20 protein-coding genes and 1 tRNA gene are annotated in these 22,773 nt (G+C 61.7%); 17 read left to right on the top strand and 4 right to left on the bottom strand.

The genetic code is table 11. The annotated features are described in order from the left end of the window. The first annotated feature begins 6 nt into the window (after window positions 1-6). The 11 genes from X744_RS160575 (at window position 7) to X744_RS160620 (ending at window position 10,729) form a co-directional block, all read left to right on the top strand. Complete coding sequence (locus X744_RS160575) at window positions 7-315, top strand: TrbC/VirB2 family protein (protein WP_023689362.1); 309 nt, start codon at window positions 7-9, stop codon at window positions 313-315. After that, window positions 315-587 (top strand): VirB3 family type IV secretion system protein, encoded by a 273-nt coding sequence (locus tag X744_RS160580; protein ID WP_023758421.1) that lies wholly within the window; start codon window positions 315-317, stop codon window positions 585-587. The genes X744_RS160575 and X744_RS160580 overlap by 1 nt, the downstream gene beginning before the upstream one ends. Further along, complete coding sequence (gene trbE, locus X744_RS160585; RefSeq protein WP_023758420.1) at window positions 581-3,031, top strand: conjugal transfer protein TrbE; 2,451 nt, start codon at window positions 581-583, stop codon at window positions 3,029-3,031. Before X744_RS160580 ends, trbE begins: the two co-directional genes overlap by 7 nt. Further along, entirely contained in the window at window positions 3,028-3,753 is a 726-nt protein-coding gene (trbJ, locus tag X744_RS160590; RefSeq protein WP_023758419.1) for a P-type conjugative transfer protein TrbJ, read from the top strand. Before trbE ends, trbJ begins: the two co-directional genes overlap by 4 nt. 36 nt (window positions 3,754-3,789) lie before the next feature. Beyond that, window positions 3,790-5,112, top strand: a complete 1,323-nt coding sequence (gene trbL / locus X744_RS160595; protein ID WP_023758418.1) for a P-type conjugative transfer protein TrbL — start codon at window positions 3,790-3,792, stop codon at window positions 5,110-5,112. After that, complete coding sequence (gene trbF / locus X744_RS160600; protein ID WP_023697329.1) at window positions 5,113-5,844, top strand: conjugal transfer protein TrbF; 732 nt, start codon at window positions 5,113-5,115, stop codon at window positions 5,842-5,844. Beyond that, the gene (gene trbG, locus X744_RS160605) at window positions 5,834-6,862 is read left to right on the top strand and encodes a P-type conjugative transfer protein TrbG (protein ID WP_031259890.1); all 1,029 of its coding nucleotides are present in this window, start codon (window positions 5,834-5,836) and stop codon (window positions 6,860-6,862) included. The genes trbF and trbG overlap by 11 nt, the downstream gene beginning before the upstream one ends. A gap of 10 nt (window positions 6,863-6,872) precedes the next feature. Next, window positions 6,873-8,090 (top strand): TrbI/VirB10 family protein, encoded by a 1,218-nt coding sequence (locus X744_RS160610; RefSeq protein ID WP_023758416.1) that lies wholly within the window; start codon window positions 6,873-6,875, stop codon window positions 8,088-8,090. A 13-nt stretch (window positions 8,091-8,103) separates the two neighbouring features. Continuing rightward, window positions 8,104-8,382 carry a DUF2274 domain-containing protein gene (locus X744_RS160615; protein ID WP_023758415.1) on the top strand — a complete coding sequence of 93 codons (279 nt, stop codon included), beginning with the start codon at window positions 8,104-8,106 and terminating at the stop codon, window positions 8,380-8,382. A 691-nt stretch (window positions 8,383-9,073) separates the two neighbouring features. Then, window positions 9,074-9,367, top strand: a complete 294-nt coding sequence (locus X744_RS0136325; protein ID WP_023735755.1) for a helix-turn-helix domain-containing protein — start codon at window positions 9,074-9,076, stop codon at window positions 9,365-9,367. Next, a complete protein-coding gene (locus tag X744_RS160620) occupies window positions 9,368-10,729 on the top strand; it encodes a type II toxin-antitoxin system HipA family toxin (protein ID WP_050589496.1) in 1,362 nt (453 codons plus the stop codon). It abuts the gene before it with no gap. Window positions 10,730-11,031: 302 nt separating this feature from the next. On the opposite strand, the gene X744_RS160625 is transcribed toward X744_RS160620, so the two are convergent. From X744_RS160625 to X744_RS160635, 3 genes are all read right to left on the bottom strand, one after another. Then, a complete protein-coding gene (locus X744_RS160625) occupies window positions 11,032-12,327 on the bottom strand; it encodes an integrase arm-type DNA-binding domain-containing protein (protein ID WP_023758413.1) in 1,296 nt (431 codons plus the stop codon). Between the two features lie 212 nt (window positions 12,328-12,539). Continuing rightward, window positions 12,540-12,615: transfer RNA gene (locus tag X744_RS160630), tRNA-Phe, on the bottom strand. Between the two features lie 313 nt (window positions 12,616-12,928). Then, entirely contained in the window at window positions 12,929-13,801 is an 873-nt protein-coding gene (locus X744_RS160635; protein WP_031259888.1) for a helix-turn-helix domain-containing protein, read from the bottom strand. 106 nt (window positions 13,802-13,907) lie between these two features. On the opposite strand from X744_RS160635, the gene X744_RS160640 reads away from it, so the two are divergent. The 5 genes from X744_RS160640 to X744_RS160660 all read left to right on the top strand — a co-directional run bounded on the left by X744_RS160640 (window position 13,908) and on the right by X744_RS160660 (window position 20,129). Then, window positions 13,908-15,179 carry an ABC transporter substrate-binding protein gene (locus X744_RS160640; RefSeq protein WP_023758411.1) on the top strand — a complete coding sequence of 424 codons (1,272 nt, stop codon included), beginning with the start codon at window positions 13,908-13,910 and terminating at the stop codon, window positions 15,177-15,179. A gap of 106 nt (window positions 15,180-15,285) precedes the next feature. Beyond that, entirely contained in the window at window positions 15,286-16,146 is an 861-nt protein-coding gene (locus X744_RS160645; RefSeq protein ID WP_023758410.1) for a sugar ABC transporter permease, read from the top strand. Further along, entirely contained in the window at window positions 16,143-16,979 is an 837-nt protein-coding gene (locus X744_RS160650) for a carbohydrate ABC transporter permease (protein WP_023758409.1), read from the top strand. Before X744_RS160645 ends, X744_RS160650 begins: the two co-directional genes overlap by 4 nt. An 8-nt stretch (window positions 16,980-16,987) precedes the next feature. Further along, window positions 16,988-18,067 (top strand): sn-glycerol-3-phosphate ABC transporter ATP-binding protein UgpC, encoded by a 1,080-nt coding sequence (gene ugpC, locus X744_RS160655; RefSeq protein WP_023758408.1) that lies wholly within the window; start codon window positions 16,988-16,990, stop codon window positions 18,065-18,067. 34 nt (window positions 18,068-18,101) lie between these two features. Then, on the top strand, window positions 18,102-20,129 hold the full coding sequence (locus X744_RS160660) for an aldo/keto reductase (RefSeq protein ID WP_023758407.1): 2,028 nt from the start codon (window positions 18,102-18,104) through the stop codon (window positions 20,127-20,129). Between the two features lie 23 nt (window positions 20,130-20,152). On the opposite strand, the gene X744_RS160665 is transcribed toward X744_RS160660, so the two are convergent. Beyond that, complete coding sequence (locus X744_RS160665) at window positions 20,153-21,208, bottom strand: AraC family transcriptional regulator (protein WP_348626152.1); 1,056 nt, start codon at window positions 21,206-21,208, stop codon at window positions 20,153-20,155. 66 nt (window positions 21,209-21,274) lie between these two features. Here X744_RS160665 and X744_RS160670 point away from each other — a divergent pair, with 66 nt between their 5' ends. Continuing rightward, window positions 21,275-22,741, top strand: a complete 1,467-nt coding sequence (locus X744_RS160670) for an alpha-glucosidase/alpha-galactosidase (RefSeq protein ID WP_023758405.1) — start codon at window positions 21,275-21,277, stop codon at window positions 22,739-22,741. Window positions 22,742-22,773: the final 32 nt, after the last annotated feature.

Below are 22,773 nucleotides of genomic sequence, written 5' to 3'. Positions count from 1 at the left end.
CACCTCATGCGCAAGAAGCTTCGCTTTCTTTCGTTCGCCGCCGTCGCGCTTCTTCTCACGGCCCAGGCCCACGCTGCCGGCTCCGGCATGCCGTGGGAACAGCCGCTGCAGCAGATTTTGGAATCGGTGCAGGGGCCGGTCGCCAAGATCATCGCGGTGATCATCATCATCACCACCGGCCTGACCCTTGCCTTCGGCGACACGGCGGGCGGTTTCCGCCGGCTGATCCAGATCGTCTTCGGCCTGTCGATCGCCTTCGCGGCCTCGAGCTTCTTTCTTTCCTTCTTCTCCTTTGGCGGCGGGGCAGTCGTCTGATGAGCACCGGAGAGCAGCATATCGAAGGCTTCGAGGTTCTGGTCCATCGGGCGCTCACCGAGCCGATCCTGCTCGGCGGCGCGCCGCGGGCGGTGGCGATCCTCAATGGCACGGTGACCGCGGCCATCGGCCTAGGCCTGCAGCAGTGGATTGCCGGTCTGATCCTCTGGATCGCCGGCCACACGCTCGCGGTCTTTGCCGCACGGCGTGATCCGGATTTTGCCAGCGTGCTTGTCCGTCATCTTCGTCAAAAGGGCTGGCTTGCATGCTGAAGCTTTCCGAATACCGCGGCAAAGCCGACCGGCTTGCCGACCATCTGCCGTGGGCAGCACTCGTCGCGCCCGGCATCGTGCTCAACAAGGATGGCAGCTTCCAGCGGACATTGCGGTTTCGTGGCCCCGACCTTGAAAGCGCGACGGAGGCCGAACTTATCGGCATATGCGCGCGGGCAAACAATGCGCTGAGAAGGCTCGGCTCCGGCTGGGCATTATTCTTCGAGGCCGAGCGCAGCGAAGCGCTGGGCTATCCGAGCTCGGCGCTTCCCGATGCTGCCTCATGGCTGATCGATGAGGAACGGCGCGCGGCCTTCGGGGGCAAGGTCGCGCATTTCGAGAGCATCTATCATCTGACCTTGGTCTTCATGCCTGGGCCCGATGGCCAAGCGCGCGCGGAAAGTGCTCTCGTCGACTCGCATCACTTGGGAGGGGAAAGAGACTGGCGCCAGGAGCTTGCCCGGTTCCGAGACGAGACTGACCGCGTTCTCGATCTTCTTTCGGGCTTCGTGCCAGAGGTGCGCGCGCTCGACGATGCCGAGACCCTGACGTACCTGCACGGCACGATCTCGACCCGCCATCATCCCGTTGCCGTGCCGGAAACGCCAATGTATCTCGACGGCGTCCTGGTTGACGCGCCGCTGACCGGCGGCCTAGAGCCGATGCTGGGCGAGCAGCATCTGCGCACGCTCACAGTTCTCGGCTTTCCGAACGTCACCCGGCCAGGAATGCTTGATGCGCTCAATAACCAGGATTTCGCCTATCGCTGGGTGACGCGCTTCATTCCACTCGACAAGGCGGAAGCCACGAAGACGCTGACTCGGCTCCGCCGGCAGTGGTTTGCCAAGCGCAAATCGATCGCGGCTATTCTGCGCGAGGTAATGACCAACGAACCGGTGCCTCTCGTCGACAGCGACGCCGACAACAAGGCGCTCGATGCCGATGCAGCACTGCAGGCATTGGGCGGCGATCATGTCGGCTTCGGCTATCTCACCACAACGGTGACGGTGTGGGATCAGAACCGTAAAGCCGCCGCGGAAAAGCTTCGCGCCGTCGAGCGGATCGTCAACGGGCTCGGCTTCACCACCATTCGCGAAAGCATCAACGCCGTCGAAGCGTGGCTTGGTTCATTGCCGGGTCATGTCTACGCCAACGTTCGCCAGCCGCTCGTTCACACGCTTAACCTTGCCCATCTCATGCCGCTGTCGTCCGTGTGGGCAGGTCCAGCGGAGAACGAGCATCTTGCCGAGGTCACCGGCGATTACGCTCCGCCGCTTCTTTTCGCCGAAACCAGCGGCTCGACGCCGTTTCGGCTTTCGACCCATATCGGCGATGTCGGCCACATGCTGATTGTCGGGCCGACCGGTGCCGGCAAGTCGGTTCTGCTTGCCCTGATCGCTTTGCAGTTCCGGCGCTACGCTGGCGCGCAAATCTATGTCTTCGACAAAGGCAATTCGGCCCGCGCCGCCGCGCTTGCCATGGGCGGCGACCACCATGCGTTGGGTGCGAATGGTGCGCTTGCTTTCCAGCCGCTGCGCCACATCGATGACCCGGCCACACAGAGCTGGGCGGCCGAATGGATCGCCGGCCTCATTGCCCACGAGAATGTCACCGTCACCCCGGAGGTGAAGGAAGCAATCTGGTCGGCGCTCACCAGCCTCGCCACCGCGCCGGCGCAGGAACGCACGCTGACTGGCCTGTCGGTCCTGCTTCAGTCCAATGCGCTCAAATCGGCGTTGATGCCCTACACGCTCGACGGTCCATTCGGCCGCCTGCTCGATGCCGATGACGACCGGCTGGCCATCTCGGATGTGCAGTGTTTCGAGACCCAGGAGCTGATGCACAGCCAAGGCGCTGTGCTGCCTGTGCTCACCTATCTGTTCCATCGTCTTGAGGACCGGTTTGACGGGCGGCCGACGCTGCTCATGCTCGACGAGGCCTGGGTCTATCTCGACAACCCGCTCTTTGCCGCCCGCATCCGCGAATGGCTTAAGGTGCTGCGTAAGAAAAACGTCTCCGTCATCTTCGCGACGCAGTCGCTTGCCGACATCGCCGGCTCTTCTATCGCACCCGCAATCGTCGAGAGCTGCCCGCAGCGCATTTTTCTCCCCAATGATCGTGCGGTGGAGCCGCAGGCACGGGCAGCCTATGAGCGCTTCGGTCTTAATGAGCGACAGATCGAATTGGTCGCCCGCGCCACGCCGAAGCGCCACTACTATCTGCAGTCGCGCCGCGGCAATCGCCTCTTCGAGCTCGGGCTAGGCCCGATCGCTCTTGCGCTTTGCGGCGCCTCCGACCCGGCCGCGCAGACCCTGATCGACAATATTCTTTCCGAAGAAGGGCAGGGCAGCTTTGCCGCCCGTTTCTTCAGTGCGCGCGGCCTGGATTGGGCTGCCGAGCTTCTCCAGCAATTTCCTCAACCTAACAAGGAGCAATCGTCATGATCGGACGCCGCCTTTTTACTAGCCTGGTCACCGTTTCCCTGATCGCCAAACCGATGGCTGACTACGTCCAGCCGGCCTATGCGCTCATCGTGTTTGACCCGTCCAACTATACGCAGAATGTGCTGTCGGCAGCACGCGCATTGGAGCAGATCAACAACCAAATCCAGTCGCTTCAGAACCAGGCGACCATGCTGCAGAACATGGCGCGCAACCTTCAGCGCCTGGATTTCTCTTCCGTGGGCCGGCTTACCGGCTCGCTCCAACGGATTGACGGTCTGATGACCCAGGCGAGCGGCCTGAGCTTCGATCTCGACAAGCTGCAGGACCAGTGGCGCCAGCAATATCCGGAAAGCTACGACGCCACCATCAAGGTCAGCGATGTGGCGAGCGCCGCGCGCGAGCGCTGGCAGAGCGCCATGCAGGCGTTCCGCCAGACCATGAGCGCGCAGTCGCAGATCGTCGAGAACGTGCAGGCCGATGGCGACCTGCTTACCGATCTCGTCAATCGCAGTCAGGGCGCGGCAGGTGCCCTCGAGGCAAGCCAGGCTACGAATCAGCTGATCGCGCTTTCGACCAAGCAGCAGATGCAGATCCAGACGCTGCTTGCGACCCAGTTCCGGGCCGAGGCCGAGGATGCGGCGCGCAAGGCGCAGTCTGAGGAAGCCGCTCGCGAGACGACGAAGCGTTTCCTGGGCACCGGCACGGCTTATCCCGGCAACTGAGCGGCAGTTCTTCAAGACAACGAGGAAGGCGGCGACATGAACGACCTCGGAGTCATCGATCGCTTCATGGAGACCTTTACCCGCTACATTGACAGTGGGTTCGGTCTGCTTTCGGGCGACGTCGCCTTTCTCACCACCTTTCTGATCGGCATTGACATCACGCTCGCGGGCTTGGTCTGGGCGTTCGGCGGCGAGCCCAACATTCTTGGCCGGCTTGTTCGCAAAGTGCTCTATGTCGGCGCCTTCGCCTTCGTCCTGAACAATTTCAAGAACCTTGCCGACATAATTTACCGCTCCTTTGCCGGTCTCGGCATCAACGCATCGGCCGGCAACCTGTCCGCCGACAGTCTCCTGCGGCCAGGCCGCATTGCCGCGGCCGGCTTCGAGGGCGCCTGGCCGCTCCTCAATCAAGCGAGCCAGCTAGTAGGCTTCCCCGAGATCTTCGGTAACGCGCTCACCATCTTCGTGCTGCTTCTGGCCTGGTTCCTGGTCCTCATCGCCTTCTTCATTCTTTCCATCCAGCTCTTCATCACCATCCTCGAGTTCAAGCTCACCACGCTGGCCGGCTTCGTCCTGGTGCCCTTCGCGCTCTGGAACCGCTCGGCGTTTCTGGCCGAGCGCGTGCTCGGCAATGTGATTTCGTCGGGCATCAAGGTGATGGTGCTTGCCGTCATCGTCGGCATCGGCTCCACGCTCTTTGGCGAGTTCGCTTCCGCCCTGCAGGGCCAGGAGCCGGACCTGGCGGCGGCCATGTCTCAGGTGCTGGGTGCGCTGGCGCTGCTTGGGCTCGGCATTTTCGGCCCCGGGATTGCCTCGGGTCTCGTTTCCGGCGCGCCGCAGCTTGGCGCCGGCGCGGCACTTGGAACAACGGCGGCCGCAGCTGGATCAACGCTCGTTGCCGGAGGCGCTGCGTTTGCCGGCGCGCGCATGGCAACAGGCGGCGGCCTCGCCGCAGTCCGTGCCGGCGCCGCCATGGGGTCCGCTGCCACCGTCGCTTGGCAAACGGGGCGCGCGACATCGCCCGAGTCCGGGCTGTCCGGGGTAGCTGCTGGGCTGCAGGGGGTTGCGAGTGCCGCTAGCGGCGCCGCGATGCGGGGAATGCGATCCGCAGCAGAACCATTCCGCCGTAGTGCCGACGCCGGTCGCGATGCCGGCTGGACCGCGACCGGCGGCATGCCGACCGCGTCAAAGACAGGAACCTCGCCCGCTGCAGCCTCTGACCCCGCGCCGGTCTGGGCAAGGCGTCTGCGTTCCGAACAGACCGCACGCGCCCATCGCAATGCTGCCACGCAGGCGGTGCGCGATGGAGATCGGGGCGGAAGCGGCGCCAATCCCTCCCTCAATGACAAGGAAGACTAGATGCTCTTCAAGCGACCCGTTCAGCGTTATGGAAAGACGCCCGAACCCGTAACACCCTACCAGAAGGCCAGCCAACTCTGGGATGAGCGCATCGGCGCGGCGCGCGTCCAGGCCAAGAACTGGCGCTTCATGGCCTTTGGCTGCCTGGCTCTGACGACGGCGCTTTCCGGTGGGCTTCTGTGGCAGTCGATGCAGGGCCGCGTCGTGCCTTATGTCGTCGAGGTCGACCGCTTTGGCGAGGCGCACGCGGTCGCGCCGGCAGTCCAAAACTACCAGCCCGACGATGCCCAGATCGCCTGGCATCTCAGCCGCTTCATCCAGAATGTTCGTTCGGTTTCCACCGATGCGGTTCTGGTGCGGCAGAATTGGCTGTCGGCCTACGACTTTGCCACCGACCGAGCGGCGCTCTTCCTCAACGAATATGCCAAGGCGAACGACCCTTTCGGTCAAATCGGCACGCGCAGCGTGTCAGTGCAGGTGACCAGCGTGGTCAGGGCTTCCGACAGCTCGTTCCAGGTCAAATGGACCGAGCAGGTATTCGAGCGCGGCAGCCTCGCCAGCACGACGCGCTGGATCGGGATCCTCACCATCCTCATCCGCCCGCCTAGGACAACCGAGCAGCTGCGCAAGAACCCGCTCGGCGTCTTCATCAACGCCATCGACTGGTCGCGCGAGCTCGACAGCGCCGCGCCAACCCCCGTTTCCCCTAAGGAGCCCGCCAATGACAAATAGAGCCCAATTGCTTCGTGCTGCCTTGATCCTGTCGGCGTCTGCTGCGGTTCTTTCGGCCTGTGCCTCGAAGCCAGTGCCGCCGCCTCAGATTTCCTATGACCACGAGGACTTCAAACCAGCCGCGATCGAGAAGGCGCCGGAGAAGCCGGTCAAGGTCGTGGAAGTGCCGAAACCGTTACCGTTGCCTGGTCAGTTGATGCCCGCACCCGGCAAGCCCGCCCCAGATAAGCGCTCGCCGGAAGAACAGGTCGCCGATGCCAACAAGGCGGCGACGCAACAACCCACCAAGTTTGGCTATGTCAATGCGGTGCAGGTTTACCCCTTTGCCGACGGCGCGCTCTACCAGCTCTACGCCGCGCCGGAGCGCGTCACCGATATCTCATTGCAGCGGGGCGAGAAGCTGACCTCGGTCTCAGCCGGCGATACGGTCCGTTGGGTGATCGGTGACACCGTTAGTGGCTCAGGCGATGACCAGCGCACTCATGTGCTGGTGAAGCCATTCGCGCCGGGGCTTGCCACCAATCTGGTCATCACGACGGACAGGCGATCCTATCACCTGCAGCTTCAAAGCACTGAGAAAACTGCCATGGCGGCGCTCTCCTGGATTTACAGCGAAGACCAACTCGTGGCGCTTCGGCGGCGCAACGCTCAGGCCGAGGCTGAAATGCCCGCGGCCTCGAACGTAGCACTCGAAAACATCCGCTTCCGCTATTCGATCGCCGGCGACACGCCACCATGGAGACCGACGCGCGCCTTTGATGATGGCAGCAGGGTCTATATCGAATTCCCGCGCCGTATAGACCAAGGTGAGGCGCCGCCGCTCTTCATCGTCGGAGCCGACGGGGACAACCAGCTCGTCAACTATCGCATGCGCGGCAACTACTACATCGTCGATCGCCTCTTTGCTGCGGCCGAGCTAAGGCTGGGCACCAAACAGCAGCAGGTGGTGCGCATTACGAGAACCGACGGTCGGAAACCGCCGCGGCGGGTTTCGCTGTTTTCGCGTTTTGGCAGGTGAGGGGAGGCTCATGACCGATACTTCCCATCCGAATGCTCCGCCGAAGCTCAATCCCGAACAGCTGCAGCTGCGAGCCTCGCCCCGCCGAGCGGTGCGGTTCAGGCGCGGCATAATCGTCGCGATCGCTGCTGTTGGTTCCGGCGCTGTTTTTGGCGTCACGATGATGGCGCTGCGGGGACCCGCATTGCGCCTGAAACAGCAGGCCGAAGAGCTCTACAGCACGGACCGCAAGCCGACCGCCGAGGGACTTGAATCGCTGCCCAAGGACTATTCCGGGAGCAAGCCGAAGGCTCCGGTGCTTGGACCGCCGCTGCCCGGGGATCTCGGCCGTCCTATTCTCGAGCACCAGCGCCAGCTTGGCTTCGCACCTGGGCAAGACGTTTCCGCCGAGGCGCAGCGGCTTGCACAACAAGCGATTGAGGCGCGCGAGTCGCAAGTCCTCTTCCGCATCGAAAACCGGCTCCAGCAGACGGAAGCTTTTGGCAATGGGCAGGGCGGACGTTCGCCTTTCGAGACGGCGTCTCCGCAGCCAGATACCGAAAGCCAGCGAGCTTCCGTCGCGCCGGCCGAGGGCGACCAGAACAATCAACAGCGCAAGCTCGATTTCATCGATCAACGGAACACCGGCGGGATCTACAACCCGCATGCACTGCAGACGCCGGCTTCGCCCTATCAGATCATGGCCGGTAGCGTGATCGCTGCAAGCCTGATCACCGGCATCAATTCCGATCTGCCCGGCCTTGTCGTCGCCCAGATCACCGAGAATGTGCACGACAGCGTCACCGGCAGCATCCTGCTCATCCCGCAGGGCTCACGGCTGATCGGCACCTACGACAGCGTTGTAGCCTTTGGGCAAAGGCGCGCTCTGTTGGTGTGGCAACGCATCGTGATGCCGGACGGCTCCTCTACCGAAATCGACAATCTGCCCGTGACCGACGCGGCCGGCTATGCCGGGCTCGAGGACAAGGTGGATTTCCATACTTGGCAGTTGATCAAGGGCGTCGCGGTGGCCACATTGCTGGGGGTTGGTACCGAGTTGAGCTTTGGGGAAAATGAAAGCGACTTGGTCAAGGCAATTCGTGAATCCACCCAGCAGAACGTCAGTCAAGCGGGCCAACGGATCACTGAAAAGAACCTGAACGTCCAACCCACGATCACCGTGCGCCCTGGTTGGCCGTTGCGCGTCATCGTGCACAAGGACCTCGTGTTACGGCCTTACACGGGGTGAACAGGAGGACTTCATGGCTAACCTGAAACTCGGAAAACTTCCGGACCGGACACCTTCGAAGATCACCATCACCGTTGGCGCCGACTTGAGCCAAGCACTCAACGACTATGCCGCACTTTACCGTGAGACCTATAGCGAGTCCGAAACGGTGGCGGAACTGATCCCCTTTATGCTGGTCGGGTTCCTGGAAGGCGACCGGGCGTTTGCCAAGGCCAGAAAGGAAGGTCTGCCGGGCGCCGGCGCGTCGGAGAAACCACGAAGGCAATCATCTTCCACACTGGACAACGGTTAGCGCTTGGTGTCGTTTTGGAGCACGCTAGGTTCTTGATCCTGACCGCGTTGCCGCCGGTCCGTACTCCACCAGTTCGAGTGCCTCCTCCTTTGTGCAGGAATTCGCCTGAGCGAGTTCGAGCGCCTCTTCAAGGAAGCGATGATTGCGCTCCTGTACATCGAGGTGCGCCGGCGTCGGAAAGCACGCGACAATCCATTGCCACACGCGGTGTTGAAACGAGCCTGAAGGCATGTCTAATTCCCAGAGGTTACCCTGAGAAGACACTGAGTCTGAGGGAGATTCAAGTTTCAGGGGAACAACTAAGCCTGCTAGACAATAAAGGTTGTGCATAAAAGCCGTGGCTTTTTCTTGCGGCCGGCCTCGTTCTCTTCGGACAAAAAATCGATCTTGTCACGATGCCGCCAGACCGGATGCTGAATGACAGCTTCTCGCCAACAGTAATTGAATAGCGGACCAGACCGCTCCCGGCCCCGACAACGTTGTTGAGTTCTCGACCAGCGGTCATTCTCGATGGTACCGTGGCGAAAGGTCGATCGCACATTGTTGCGTGGCGCAATGATTTATTTAGGTTCGTATATGAAGGTTGCCGATATGTGAACCTATATAGCGTTAAATTGATATAGTAACGTATATTGACACCCGTCATATACGAGCCTATATCAGGCTAGCTCATACAGAAATCGTATACGCCATGAAGATCAGAACAGCTCGCGACATTGGAATCCTGATCAAGGAGGCCCGCACCCGGCGCGGCCTGTCACAGGCTGCCTTGGCCAAAATGATCAACACGACGCAGACGTGGGTGTCGTGGATCGAGAACGGCAAGCCCAGCGCCGAGATCGGCAACGTGCTGCTGGCGCTGACCACGCTTGGTGTGGAGATGGACTTTCAGATCCCGCCGGCGCCGACGTCGGCTGATCATCATCATAATGCCGATGAACGGCATGTCGACGATGACGACGACGAGATTCCCTACAAGCTCTAGATGACGATGATCATGATGAACCCGATCGACACCCTCGACGTCTATATCGCTGGCAGACCGGTTGGGGGGCTCCACCACCTGCAGGGCGGCAAGCTTTCGTTCTCCTATCACGAGGCATGGATGGAAGGCCGGGTGGCGATCCCGCTCTCCCTGTCCATGCCGACGATCACCAGGACCTACGAGGGCAAGGTCGTCGAGGCATTCCTCTGGGGCCTACTGCCGGATAATGAGCAGACCCTCGCCAGATGGGCGCAGAGGTTCCAGGTCTCCGCCCGAAACCCGTTTGCCCTGCTCAAGAATGTCGGCCGCGACTGCGCCGGCGCCGTCCAGTTCCTTTCGCGTGGCGACCAGATTTCCCGCGGCGAGAACGTGGAGTTGCTCACCGAGGCGCAGATCGGCGACCGCCTGCGCGATCTGCGCAAGGATGGTGCAGCGACCCGGCGAATCGGCGATCCTGGTCAGTTCAGTCTCGCTGGTGCGCAGGCAAAGACGGCGTTCCATTTCGACACGGGCAGCAATCGCTGGGGTATTCCTCTAGGCGACACGCCCACGACACACATCTTAAAGCCGCCTTTGCCGCACTTGCACGGGCATACTGAGAACGAGCATTTCTGCCTGCAGCTTGCATGCAAGCTCGGCATGGACGCTGCACACAGCCAGGTTCTCGACTTTGCAGGCGAAAAGGCGATCGTTCTCGAGCGCTACGACCGCCGCAACATCGACGGCAAGACCATCCGCATCCATCAGGAGGACATGTGCCAGGCCCTGTCGGTGATGCCGACGCTAAAGTACGAGAACCAGGGTGGGCCAGGTATCACGACGATCTCCAAAAAGGTGCTGTCGGCCTCCCTCGACCCCGTCCAAGACCGTCAGACCTTCATGGCCGCGAACGTCTTCAACTGGATCATCGCCGGCACGGACGCGCATGCAAAGAACTACTCGATGCTGCTCGGTGCCCAGGGCGAGGCCCGCCTAGCTCCGCTCTACGACATCTCCTCCATTCTGCCGCACCTCGGCGAGGGAGAGATCCAAGCTGAGATGCGCGACCTTAAACTGGCGATGAAGATCGACAGAGTCTACCCGATCGACGAGATCATGCCGCGCCACTGGGGGCGCTGTGCGTCCTCAGCAAAGGTCGGCGCCGAGTACACGGTGCGGACGATCCGCCATCAGCTCGCGGTGATGCCCGATATGGCATCGGAGTGCGCCCAAGAGCTTCGCCAAGAGGGGATCATCCATGAGATCGTTGGTCGCCTCGTCGACGCGATCGCGACGCGCATCAAGGGCTTGTCCCGGATCTATGGAGAGGAAGCCGCCGCGGAGCCCCTGGAGGTTGTGGAGGTGAAAGTCGGGCGGGGATAGCGGATCCACGGACTAATGCCGGCGAAACGGACGGACCGCACACTGCCCAAGGGATTCTCGCTCTAGTAGCGCGGCCCCGGGCCGGGTAGATGGCCGGTTTCGGAACCGGCCATCCGGCATCTTGAATGACGGGAATGGGGTCGGCTGCAGAACGGCAGCTTCCCGCCGAACGTTGCCCAAGAGCGGCCAGTCCAGTCCGCTCTCGGCCAACCGTCATCATTCACCAACCTTATTGATACCCCGGAGAGAAAGTTGATCCTCCGGGCCGACGATTTGGCGCGAGTTTCGGCGTTTTTCGACGGTCAGTATGATTTCCGGCGGTTAGAGATTTGCATCGGCGTTTGGTGAACGGCCGCTGTTGGGTTCAAAGTGGATGGTCGCGTTGGCTTGCGGCGTCCCTCGATTGAGATCACCCGCGGGTTTTTGCTCTTGAGTTCATCCAGATAGTCGGCCCACCATTGCATCATTTTCACGCGCTCGTCCCAGTGCTCTGCCCGGGCGTAGGCGCGCCGAACGTCGTTGTTCTCAATGTGGGCCAGCTGCCGCTCTATGGCGTCCGGATGCCACTTGCCGCATTCGTTCAGCAGAGTTGATGCCGTTGCTCGAAAACCATGCGCGGTTGCTTCTTCCTTGCCGTAACCCATACGACGCAGCGCGGCGTTAAGCGTGTTGTCGGAAATCGGACGCGAAGCCGATCGAACACTAGGAAACAGCAGCGATCCACCACCAGAGATTTCCCTCAGTGAAGTCAGGACGCTGATCGCCTGCTTTGACAGGGGTATGCGGTGCGGACGTCGCATTTTCATGCGTGCTTCAGGGATGGTCCATACCGAGCTTTCAAAATCGAACTCTTCCCATTCAGCGGAGCGAAGCTCGCCGGGGCGGGGAAACATCAGAGCCATCAGCTTCAGACCGGCTCGGGTTGTAGGCTGTCCGTCAAATGCATAGATCGCCCTCAGCAAACCGCCCAAGGCCTTCTGATCGGTAATCGCGGCGCGAGGCGTTACCGTCGGACTGATGAGTGCGCCTCTGAGGGCGAAGGTCGGATCTGTCTCGGCGCGTGCGGTGGCGATTGCGTATCGAAACACGCTGCCGATGGTGGAGCGCAGTCGCCTGGCCGACTCGTATCGACCGCGAACCTCAACGCGACGGAGGGCGGCAAGGGTGGTGGCCGTATCGATCTCCCGAATGCACTTATCGCCGATAATCGGATAGGCAAAGTCGAGCAGCCATTTGACCTTGCTGATCGTCCGGTCGGCACGTCCCTCCTTCTTTAGCTTGTCGACATATTCGTCCGCGATTGAGCGAAAGGAGTCCTTAGCCGAATCAGCCTTTTGCAAGCTGCGTTCCTTTCCAGGGTCGACGCCAGCTAGCAGGAGCCTTTTAGCATCATCGCGCGCCTCCCGTGCCTCGGCGAGAGAGATAAGGGGATAGCTGCCCAGCGCGAGCAGTTTCTGCTTGCCCTTAAAGCGGTAGGCGACCCGCCAGAGGCGAGAGCCCGTGGGCTGTACCCATAGCTGCAGCCCGCCCCCGTCAGATAATTTCACGAGCTTGGAAGCAGGGCGGGCATTTCGACATTTCACGTCGGAGAGGGGCATTCGTCAGGTCTCCCTTGGCTGTTTCGATACCATCAGGATGTCGAATACCAACGGAAATACCATCCCCCCGCCTCGTTGGACCAAATGCTCCTGAAGCGCTCCCTGTCCCGCTTAACTGCGCAATGCGACTGCAAAACATCAACAATTCCAGGCGCTTGCAGAAGCTGCAGCGTAGAAGGTTCGGTGAAAGGGAGTGTCGGGAGAAGGGGGGATGGTGCCCAGAGGCGGATTCGAACCACCGACACGCGGATTTTCAGTCCGCTGCTCTACCAACTGAGCTATCTGGGCCTGTTCCGGCAAACGAAATCTCGTTGACCGGAGTTCATCGAGGCGCCGTGGGCGTCCCTTGAAAGCGCGTGGGTTATAGCATGGGAATTCGGCCTGTCCAGCGCCCAGATGGCGATTTCAGACAGGAAAGGCGATGCCGTGCGACGGCCGCTTCCGATGCCGTTGCGGCAGCCGGAAATGGCGAGCAGTGCGACGCCATTTCGTCCGGCGGCGTCCTTATCGCGGGCCGCAACCGTTCGACCCGTCTTTAGTTAGCCGGCGATCAAGTCGGCAATGCTTTCGCGGCAACGGCGCGGGGCATACCTGCCGCCGCCTATCTGGCGCCGGTCACGCCCCGGCGAAAATCGGAGGGCGACATGCCGGCCAGCTTGCGGAATGACTTGTTGAAGGCGCTGAGCGAGCCGAAGCCCGAATCCATGGCGACGCGCAGCACATTGGCGTCCTGATGCATCAAAAGCGCTTGCGCATAGCTCAGCCGCAGCAGGTTGACATATTCGTTGAGCGTCATGCCGGTCGATTTCTTGAACAGGTTCATCGCGTATTTGGGATGGATATCGGCGGCGGTCGCTATGTTCACGCTATCGATCTCGTAGAGGAAGTTCTCGGCGATGAAATCGCACATTCGACCGACATTGCGGGACGACTGCTGGTCGAAGGGGCTGCCCGTTTCCTGCCCGGGCGCGGTTTCCGGCACCAGACGATAAGGCTCGAATCGCACCCGCTCCAGCCTGAGCAGCAACTCGTTCACGGCATGCTCGATCATGGCCGGATCGCCCGAACGGAAATAACGATTCCAGCGCTCGAAATTGTGGTGGTCCGCCGGATCGGTCGCGCCCGTCACCAGCGTGGCGCCGGTCATCAGCCGATGGCGGACATCCGTCGGCAAATGCAAGCGAAAGAAATGCACCAGCGGCAGATGCGCGCCGGCATAGATGGCGTCGTCGGAGAGATCGGTCATCTGGTGCGGCAGGCCGCCCCAGAACAGGCACATGTCGCCTGCCGACAGTGCGATCTCATGTTCGTTCATGCGGTAGTGCACGCTGCCGCGCACGATGAAATTGACCTCGACCTGGGCGTGCCAATGCGGCTTGAGCATCACCAGCGGATGGTTATGAAACATCTGCAGGGCAAGCGGCAGGCCTTCCACGCTGCTGGCGCCAGGCTGATAAAACGGCCGTTCCGGCATCTTACTTTCCGCCAATTTTATATTCCCTTTGACGGCGACACGCCTTGCCCACTGCATAGTCTAGCCATGCTCGCAGTGAGAGAGCAAATGAAATGGGAGGATTTCTATGCGCATCACAATGACCTGCGCCGCGCTCGTGCTTGCCCTGGGGTCTGCCCCGGCCTATGCGCAGTCCGGCGAAATCACCATCTGGAGCTGGAATGTCGCCGCTTCATCGTTGAAGGCGACCATTGCCGGCTTCAACAAGCAATTCCCCGACGTCAAGGTTACGGTCCAGGATCTCGGCAACCAGCCGACTTACGATAAGTCGATCGCCGGTTGTGCGGCCGGCGGCGTCGGTCTGCCCGACATCGTCACCATCGAGAACGGCGAAGCCGAGAACTACTGGAGTCAGTTCCCCGACTGCTTCGTCGACCTGCATACGCTGGGTTATACCGCAGAGGATCAGGCGAAATTCCCCGACTTCAAACGCACCGAGCTCGAAGTCGGCGACAAGGCTTATGCGATGCCGTGGGATTCGGGCCCGGTCGCGGCCTTCTATCGCCGCGACTTCTACGAAAAGGCCGGCGTCGATCCGGCGTCGATCAAGACCTGGGACGATTTCATCGCGGCCGGCAAGAAGATCCAGGCCGCCAATCCGGGCGTCACCATGACCAACGCCGATTTCAACGGCGATAGCGAATTCTTCCGTATGATCTCCAACGAACAGGGCTGCGCCTATTTCTCCGCCGATGGGCAGTCCATCACGGTCAACCAGCCCAAATGCGTCGATGCCATGACCAAGATCAAGGAGATGAAGGACGCCGGCATCATTTCGTCGGCCGACTGGGGCACCAAGATCACCAACAACACCGCCGGTACCGTCGCCACCCAGATTTATGGCGGCTGGTATGAAGGAACCATTCGCACCGAATCGGCCGGTGAAAACGGCAAATGGGGCGTCTATCTGATGCCGAGCCTCACCGCCGATGGCCCACGCGCCGCCAATCTCGGCGGGTCTTCGCTGGCCATCACATCGGCGTCGAAGAACAAGGAGGCTGCCTACGCCTATCTCAAGTACACGCTCGGAACCAATGAAGGCCAGATCACGATGCTGAAGGGTTTCGGCCTCGTGCCCTCGCTGATCTCGGCACTCAATGAGCCCTATGTTTCCGAAGGCCTGCCCTACTGGGGCGGCCAGGCGGTGTGGAAGGACATCCTCGGCACTTTGCCAAAGGTCGTTCCCAGCCGCGGCACGCCATTCCAGAGCGATGCCGAAATCATCGTTCGCGCAGTGCAGACCAAATATCTGGCCGGCGGCTATCCCGACGCCAAGGCGGCACTCGACGACGCCGCAAGCCAGATCGCCGCGGCGACCGGATTGCCCGTCAAATCTTGATCTGGAGATGATGTCGCGGGCAGCATGATGCTGCCCGCGACCATTGCCGAACGCGCCGCGCGTTTCAGCAGGGCGCGCCACCCTTGAACGCGGAAAGGAGACAGCAATGCGCCATCAGAATGCCACGGCGTATCGCTTCCTCGCGCCCTATCTGCTGATCTTTGCGGTGTTCTGGGTGTGGCCGATCATCAGCTCCTTCATGATCTCCTTCCAGGCGACGCGCACCGTGCCGTGGCGGTTCGCGCCCGGCTTCAACTGGGGCCGATTGATCGGGGATCCGGCCTTCTTCAACGCGCTTGAGAACACGCTGCTGATCCTGGTGATCCAGGTGCCGGTGATGATTTCGCTGGCGCTCGTCATGGCGGTGCTGTTGAATTCGCCGCTTTTGAAGGCGCGCGGCCTTTACCGCTTTGCCTTCTTCGCCCCGGTCGTGGTTGGCGAGGTCGCCTATTCGGCGGTGTTCCGGCTGATGTTCAACCTCGATTTCGGCATCATCAACAAGCTCTTGAACAGCGTCGGCCTGCCGAAGATCGACTGGTTCTCCAACGTCACGCCGGCGATGGCGCTGATCATGATCGCGGTGACCTGGCGCTGGGCCGGTTACAACGCCATCATCCTGCTCGCCGGCATGCAGTCCATTCCCGAAGATGTCTACGAGGCGGCGACGCTCGATCGTGTCAGCAAGCTCAAGCAGTTCTTCCATATCACCCTGCCGCTCCTCAAGCCGGTCATCGTGTTTTGCCTGGTGCTGTCGATCATCGGCACCATGCAGCTGTTCACCGAGCCGTTCCTGATCACCGAGCGGGGCGGCCCGGGAGGCGGCACGGAGACGCTTGGTCTGCTGCTCTATCGCCAGGGTTTCCGCTCGCTCAACTTCGGCTATGCGTCGGCCGTTGCCTACACCATGGCCGGCCTGGCGATCGCCATCACGCTGGTGCAACTGTGGCTGACGAGGGAGCCGAAATGAGCTCGCGCTCCTCCACCAGGCTGGGACGCAGCATTGCGCTGCATCTGTTCCTGACGCCGCTGGCGCTGATCTGGCTGTTTCCGCTGTGGATGATGGTGGTATTTTCGACCATGCCGGACAACGGCATCTTCAGCCCCGGCATCGAGCTGTTGCCGCACGGCAATTTCATTGACAATTTCAACAATCTGCAGCGGGACACCAACTTCGTCGGCGCCATCGGCATTTCGGTTTCGGTGGCGGTGACTTACACCATCCTGTCGGTGCTGCTGACGTCGATGGCCGGCTGGGCACTGGCTCGTTACCAGTTCTTCGGCAAAGGCGCGATTGTCGCCATTATCCTCGGCACCATCACGCTTCCCTATGCGGTCGTGCTGATCCCGCAATTCATCATGGTGGCGCGCGATTTCAAGCTCGCCAACACCTGGATTGCGCTGATCGTGCCGCCGCTGTTCAATTCGCTCGGCGTGCTGTTCATGCGGCAGAGTTTTTCGATGATGCCGGACGACCTCTTCGATGCGGCGCGCGTCGAAGGCGTAAAGGAATGGCGCATCTTCCTGTTCGTTGGGCTGCCCTTGGCGCGGCCGATGCTGGCGGCGCTCGCCATCATCCTGTTCCTCGCCTCCTGGAACAATTATCTGTGGCCGCTTTTGATCAACAGCCAGCCCGGTTCAATGACGGCGCCGGTGGCGCTCGGTACGCTGATCGGCCTCACCAAGGTGTCATGGGGCGGCATCATGGCGGGCGCCGTGATGCTGACGGTGCCGATGCTCGTCGTCTTCGTGCTGCTGCAGCGCCATTTCATCGCCGGCATCGCCGCCGGCGCAGTCAAGTAAGGGGCAGAATGGCAACGGTCACGCTCAACACTGTCGTCAAGCGCTTCGGCCTCTTCGAGGTTGTCCACGGCGCCAGCATCGATATCGAGGACGGCGAGTTCGTCGTCTTTGTCGGCCCGTCCGGCTGCGGCAAGTCTACTCTGCTCAGAATGATCGCCGGGCTCGAGGATATCAGCGCCGGCGAGATCGCCATCGGCGGCAAGGTAGTAAACGATGTCGAGCCAGCCGACCGCGGCATCGCCATGGTGTTCCAGTCCTACGCACTCTATCCGCACATGAGCGTCGAACAGAACCTCTCTTTCGGGCTGCGCATGACCGGCAACCCGAAGGCCGACACCGATCGGCGGATAAAGCGCGCGGCCGAGATCTTGCGCATCAGCGAATTGATGGACAGGCGGCCGAAAAAGCTCTCCGGCGGCCAGCGCCAGCGCGTCGCCATAGGTCGCGCCATCGTGCGCGAGCCGCAGGTCTTCCTGTTCGATGAGCCGCTCTCCAATCTCGACGCCGAACTGCGCGTCCAGATGCGCGTCGAGATCTCTCGGCTGCACAAGGAACTCGGCGCCACCATGATCTATGTCACGCACGACCAGACCGAGGCGATGACGCTCGCCGACAGGATCGTCGTGATGCGCGCCGGCCATATCGAGCAGATCGGCCGGCCGCTCGATCTCTACGACAATCCCGACAACCAGTTCGTGGCGGGCTTTGTCGGCTCGCCGAAGATGAACTTCATCAAAGCTCATATTGTCGGGCACGATGCGCGTGGCGTGATCGTCGAACTGGCGGGTCAGGACAAGACCCGTTTCACCCAGCCGCTGACGGGCGCTACGCCCGAAGTGGGTAGCAAGGTCATCGTCGGCGTGCGGCCCGAACATTTCGGCAACGCGGGAGAAGGTGGCGCCGACCTCGTCGTCGGCATCGACGTGATTGAGCACCTCGGCGGCACGAGCTTCCTCTACACCAGAACGGCCAATGGTGAAGACGTGGTGATCCAGCGCGACGCGGCAAAGGTTCCCGATGCGTCCGAAATCACCGTTTCCATCCGCAAATCCTACCTGTTCGACGAAAAAGGACTGCGGCTGCGGTGACCGCCGCCCTTTCCAGCCTTCAAGGAGAATGACAATGACTGCAACCACGCCCATTCGCTGGGGCATCCTCGGCCCGGGCAGCATCGCCCAGTCCTTTGCCGGTGGCGTGGCCGATTCGCGCACCGGAAAGCTGGTCGCCATCGGTGCCCGCAATCCCGCCAAGCCTGGCCTCGCCGAGAGTTTCCCCAGCGCCCGCATCCTCGATGGCTACGATGCGCTGCTTGCCGATCCCGAAGTCGACGCCGTCTACATTTCGATACCGCATCCCGGCCATGCGCAATGGGCGATCAAGGCGGCCGAGGCAGGAAAGCATGTGCTGTGCGAAAAGCCGCTTGCGCTGACCGCCTTCGAGGCCGACGCCATGATGCATGCCGCGCGCAAGGCCGGCACGTTTCTCGGCGAAGCCTTCATGTACCGGCTGCACCCGCAGACGCTGAAGCTGGTCGAGCTGATCAGGTCCGGTGTCATCGGCGAGATCAGGATGATCAAGTCGAGCTTCGGTTTCGCCATGCCGGGCTTCATGCCGCAGCACCGGCTCTACGCCAACGATCTTGCCGGCGGCGGCATTCTTGACGTCGGCGGCTATCCCGTCTCGATGGTCCGATTGATTGCCGGCGCCGCAGCTGGAAAACCCTTCGCCGAGCCTGACAAGGTCGTCGGCACCGCCCATCTTGGCCAGTCCGGCGTCGACGAATGGGCCTCGGCGCTGCTGCATTTCCCCGGCGGCATTGTCGCCGAAGTCTCCTGCAGCATCTCGCTCAACCAGGACAATGTTCTGCGCATCCTGGGCACCAAAGGCCGCATCGAGGTGCCGGACTTCTGGTTCGCTGGCGGTAACCGCAGCGTCGGCCTGGGCCAGATCGACGTCATTGCATCGGATGGCTCGCGCGAGACCATCAGCGTCAACGAGAAGCGCCATGTCTATTCCTTCGAGGTCGACGCGGCCGGCGAGGCCATTCGCGCCGGGAGGCAGGAATTCGCCTGGCCGGGCATGGCCTGGGCGGAAAGCCTCGGCACGTTGCGTGTGCTGGACAGATGGCGGGCGGCGGCCGGCCTCGAATACGGGATCGAGAAGCCCCAACAACGCATCAACACCATCTCCGGCCGGCCTTTGCGATCAGGCGGCACGGCGATCGCCAAGCGCAAGATACCGGGCCTGTCGAAGCCCGCGTCGGTGGTGGCGCTCGGCTTCGAGGATTTCCGCACGTTTTCCTCGGGCTCGATCCTGCTCGACGCCTTTTTCGAGGCCGGCGGCAATCTCTTCGACACCGGTTATGTCTACGGCGCCGGTTATACCGAGAAGCTGCTTGGCGAGTGGCTGAAGAACCGCGGCGTGCGCGCGCAATCGGTGGTCATCGCCAAGGGCGCCCACTCGCCGCTCTGCTATCCCGATGTGATCGGCAAGCAGCTCGACCAGTCGCTCGACCGCCTGCAGACCGACCATGTCGATGTCTATTTCATGCACCGCGACAATCCGGACGTGCCGGTCGGCGAATTCGTCGATGCGATGGATCGCGAGGTAAAGGCTGGCCGCATCCGCGGCCCGTTCGGCGGCTCGAACTGGACGATGGAACGCATGGATGAGGCCATTGCCTATGCCGAACGCACCGGCAAGCAAAAGCCCGGCGCGCTATCCAACAATTTCTCGCTGGCCGAAATGCTGGAGCCGATCTGGGCTGGCTGCATCACGTCCTCCACGGATGCGTGGAAGGCCTGGCTGACATCTCGGCAGATGCCGAACTTCGCCTGGTCGAGCCAGGGACGCGGCTTCTTCACCGACCGCGCCGGGCGCGACAGGCTCGACAACGAGGAACTGGTACGTGTCTGGTACTCGGAACGGAATTTCGGCCGCCGCGACCGGGCGATCGACCTTGCCGCGAGACTTGGCAAGAGCCCGATCCATGTTGCGCTCGCCTACGTGCTTGCTCAGCCTTTCCCATCCATTCCGCTGATCGGGCCGCGCACGCTGGACGAGTTGGACGACAGCCTTCGCGCCCTCGACATCACGCTTTCGCAGGCCGATCTCGAGTGGCTGGATGGCGGCAGTCTGCGCGCAGCCTAGCTGCCTGTCTAACGGCGGCGGCGTCAGGTCCCGTCATCGGACGCCCTGACGCCGCGCCTGGCCGGGGTTCTCATGCTGGCGTACATGCCGGTGGTGCGGAATTGGCTTGGCGTGATGCCGTAACAGCGGCGGAAGACCTTTGAAAAATAGTTCGCGTCCTCGAAGCCGCAGAGGATGGCGACTTCCTTCACCGGCAGAAAATCCACCTTGGTCAGCAGCTTCGCCGCGCGTTGCAGGCGCTGCTGCAGCACGAACTCGGCGGGCGGCACGCCTTCGCTTTCGGCGAAACAGCGCGAAAAATGAGCCCGGCTGAGGCCGCTGATCTGGACCAGGTCCGCCACCGGCAGCGGTTTATCGAGATTGGCACCGATGTGATCGATCACCGGCTGCATGACGCTCTGTTTTTCGGCAAAGGCGTGGGAGCCGAACACATCGTCATAGAGCGCCATCGCAGCCTCGTAGGCTATCGCCGAAGCAGCACCCGGCGAAGCAGCCCCTTTGATTAGGCGCAGGCTGCAATCGGCAAGATGATCGATCGTCGCCGGCTGCAGCCGAAATACAGGACCCGAGACGCTGAGGATCGACTTGTGGATGCGCAGCGCCTCCTCGCCGTTCATCGAGATCCAGAAAAACTCCCAGCGCTCATCCCCAGCCAGCCAGTAGCGGTGGTTGTGCGGCACCAGCACCAGCAATGTGTCGTTCTTCTGCAGGCGGTAGTTGCGGTTTTCGTAGCGCAGCCGGCCGGCTCCGCTAATCGTGTGCTGGAGCACTGTGAACGGTGTCTGGCCGCGCTTGCGGCCGTCCCAATCATAGATTTCGTCCTCGCGCACCTCGTAGCCCGTGCTCGTCGGCATGGCGTGCAGGCGCTGGCGACCGCGCGGCAGCGAGATCGTGCGCATGGATTGTCCGTTGGCTATTAAATCATCCAGCACAAAATTACCCTCGAAAGCATAATCCTTCTCTGGTCGCGCTCGCGAATAAGCGCATAATCTCCGTCGAAAAGCGAGAGGGATCCGCAGTCGAGGAGCGGACAGGGAGGTTGGTGAGCCGGATTCCGGCTTGTCGCGCACACATGTCACGGCATGTGGCTACAACTTCCCATTGTCATTCCTTGCCTGCATATCGAATGGAATGAGGTGCGCCTGATGAGTTTCAAAATCGCTATCATCGGTGCGGGCAGCGTCGGCTTCACCAAGAAATTGTTCACCGACATCCTGTGCGTGCCCGAATTCAAGGACATCGAATTCGCGTTGACCGACGTCAGCGAGCACAATCTTCAGATGATCAAGGCGATCCTCGACAGGATCATCGAGGCAAACAGATTGCCGACCAAGGTGACGGCGACCACCGACCGCCGCAAGGCGCTCGAAGGCGCACGCTACGTCATCAGCTGCGTCCGGGTCGGAGGCCTCGAAGCCTATGCCGACGATATCCGCATTCCCCTAAAATATGGCATCGACCAGTGCGTCGGCGATACGATTTGCGCCGGCGGCATTCTCTATGGCCAGCGCAACATCCCGGTGATCCTGGATTTCTGCAAGGACATCCGCGAGGTCGCCGAGACGAACGTCAAATTCCTGAACTACGCCAACCCGATGGCGATGAACACCTGGGCAGCGATCGAATACGGCAAGGTCGACACCGTCGGGCTCTGCCACGGGGTCCAGCACGGAGCCGAGCAGATCGCCGAGGTCCTCGGCGCGAAGTCCAGGCAGGAACTCGACTATGTCTGTTCAGGCATCAACCACCAGACCTGGTTCATCGACCTGCGCCTGAACGGCCGCCCCATCGGCAAGGACGAATTGGTGGCCGCCTTCGAGGCGCATCCGGTCTATTCGCAACAGGAGAAGCTGCGCATCGATGTCCTGAAGCGCTTCGGCGTCTATTCGACCGAAAGCAACGGCCATCTTTCCGAATATCTGCCCTGGTATCGCAAACGTCCCGACGAGATTACGCGCTGGATCGACATGTCCGACTGGATCCACGGTGAAACGGGCGGCTATCTTCGCTACTCCACCGAAACCCGCAACTGGTTCGAAACGGAATATCCGCAGTTCCTCGAAGCGGCGTCAAAGCCGATCGACCCGGATAAACGCTCCAACGAGCATGCCAGCCACATACTGGAGGCGCTGGAGACCAACCGCGTCTATCGCGGCCACTTCAACGTCAAGAACGATGGGGTGATCACCAACCTGCCGCAGGATGCCATCGTCGAGTCGCCCGGCTTCGTCGACCGTTTCGGCATCAACATGGCGGCCGGCATCGCGCTGCCGGAAGCCTGCGCCGCCACCTGCATTTCCTCCATCAACGTCCAGCGCATGTCGGTTCATGCCGCGATATCAGGCGACATCGATCTGTTGAAGCTCGCCGTGCTGCACGACCCGCTGGTCGGCGCGGTTTCGACGCCGGAGGAGGTCTGGCAGATGGTCGACGAAATGGTCGTCGCCCAGGCGGCCTGGCTGCCGCAATATGCCCATGCGGTTCCGGCCGCCAGGGAGCGGCTGTCGACATCTCAGGTGAAGACCCGCGAGTGGGCGGGCGCTGCACGGCGCAGCGTTCGCTCGATCGAGGAATTGCGAGCCGAAAAAGCTGCGCTGGCGCAAGCCGGCTGAAACCACATGCGGTGACGGTGGATCTACGGGAG

This window comes from Mesorhizobium sp. LNHC252B00, assembly GCF_000502955.1.
In the GTDB taxonomy this organism is placed as follows: domain Bacteria; phylum Pseudomonadota; class Alphaproteobacteria; order Rhizobiales; family Rhizobiaceae; genus Mesorhizobium.
This window is presented reverse-complemented; position numbering and strand designations above follow the sequence as displayed.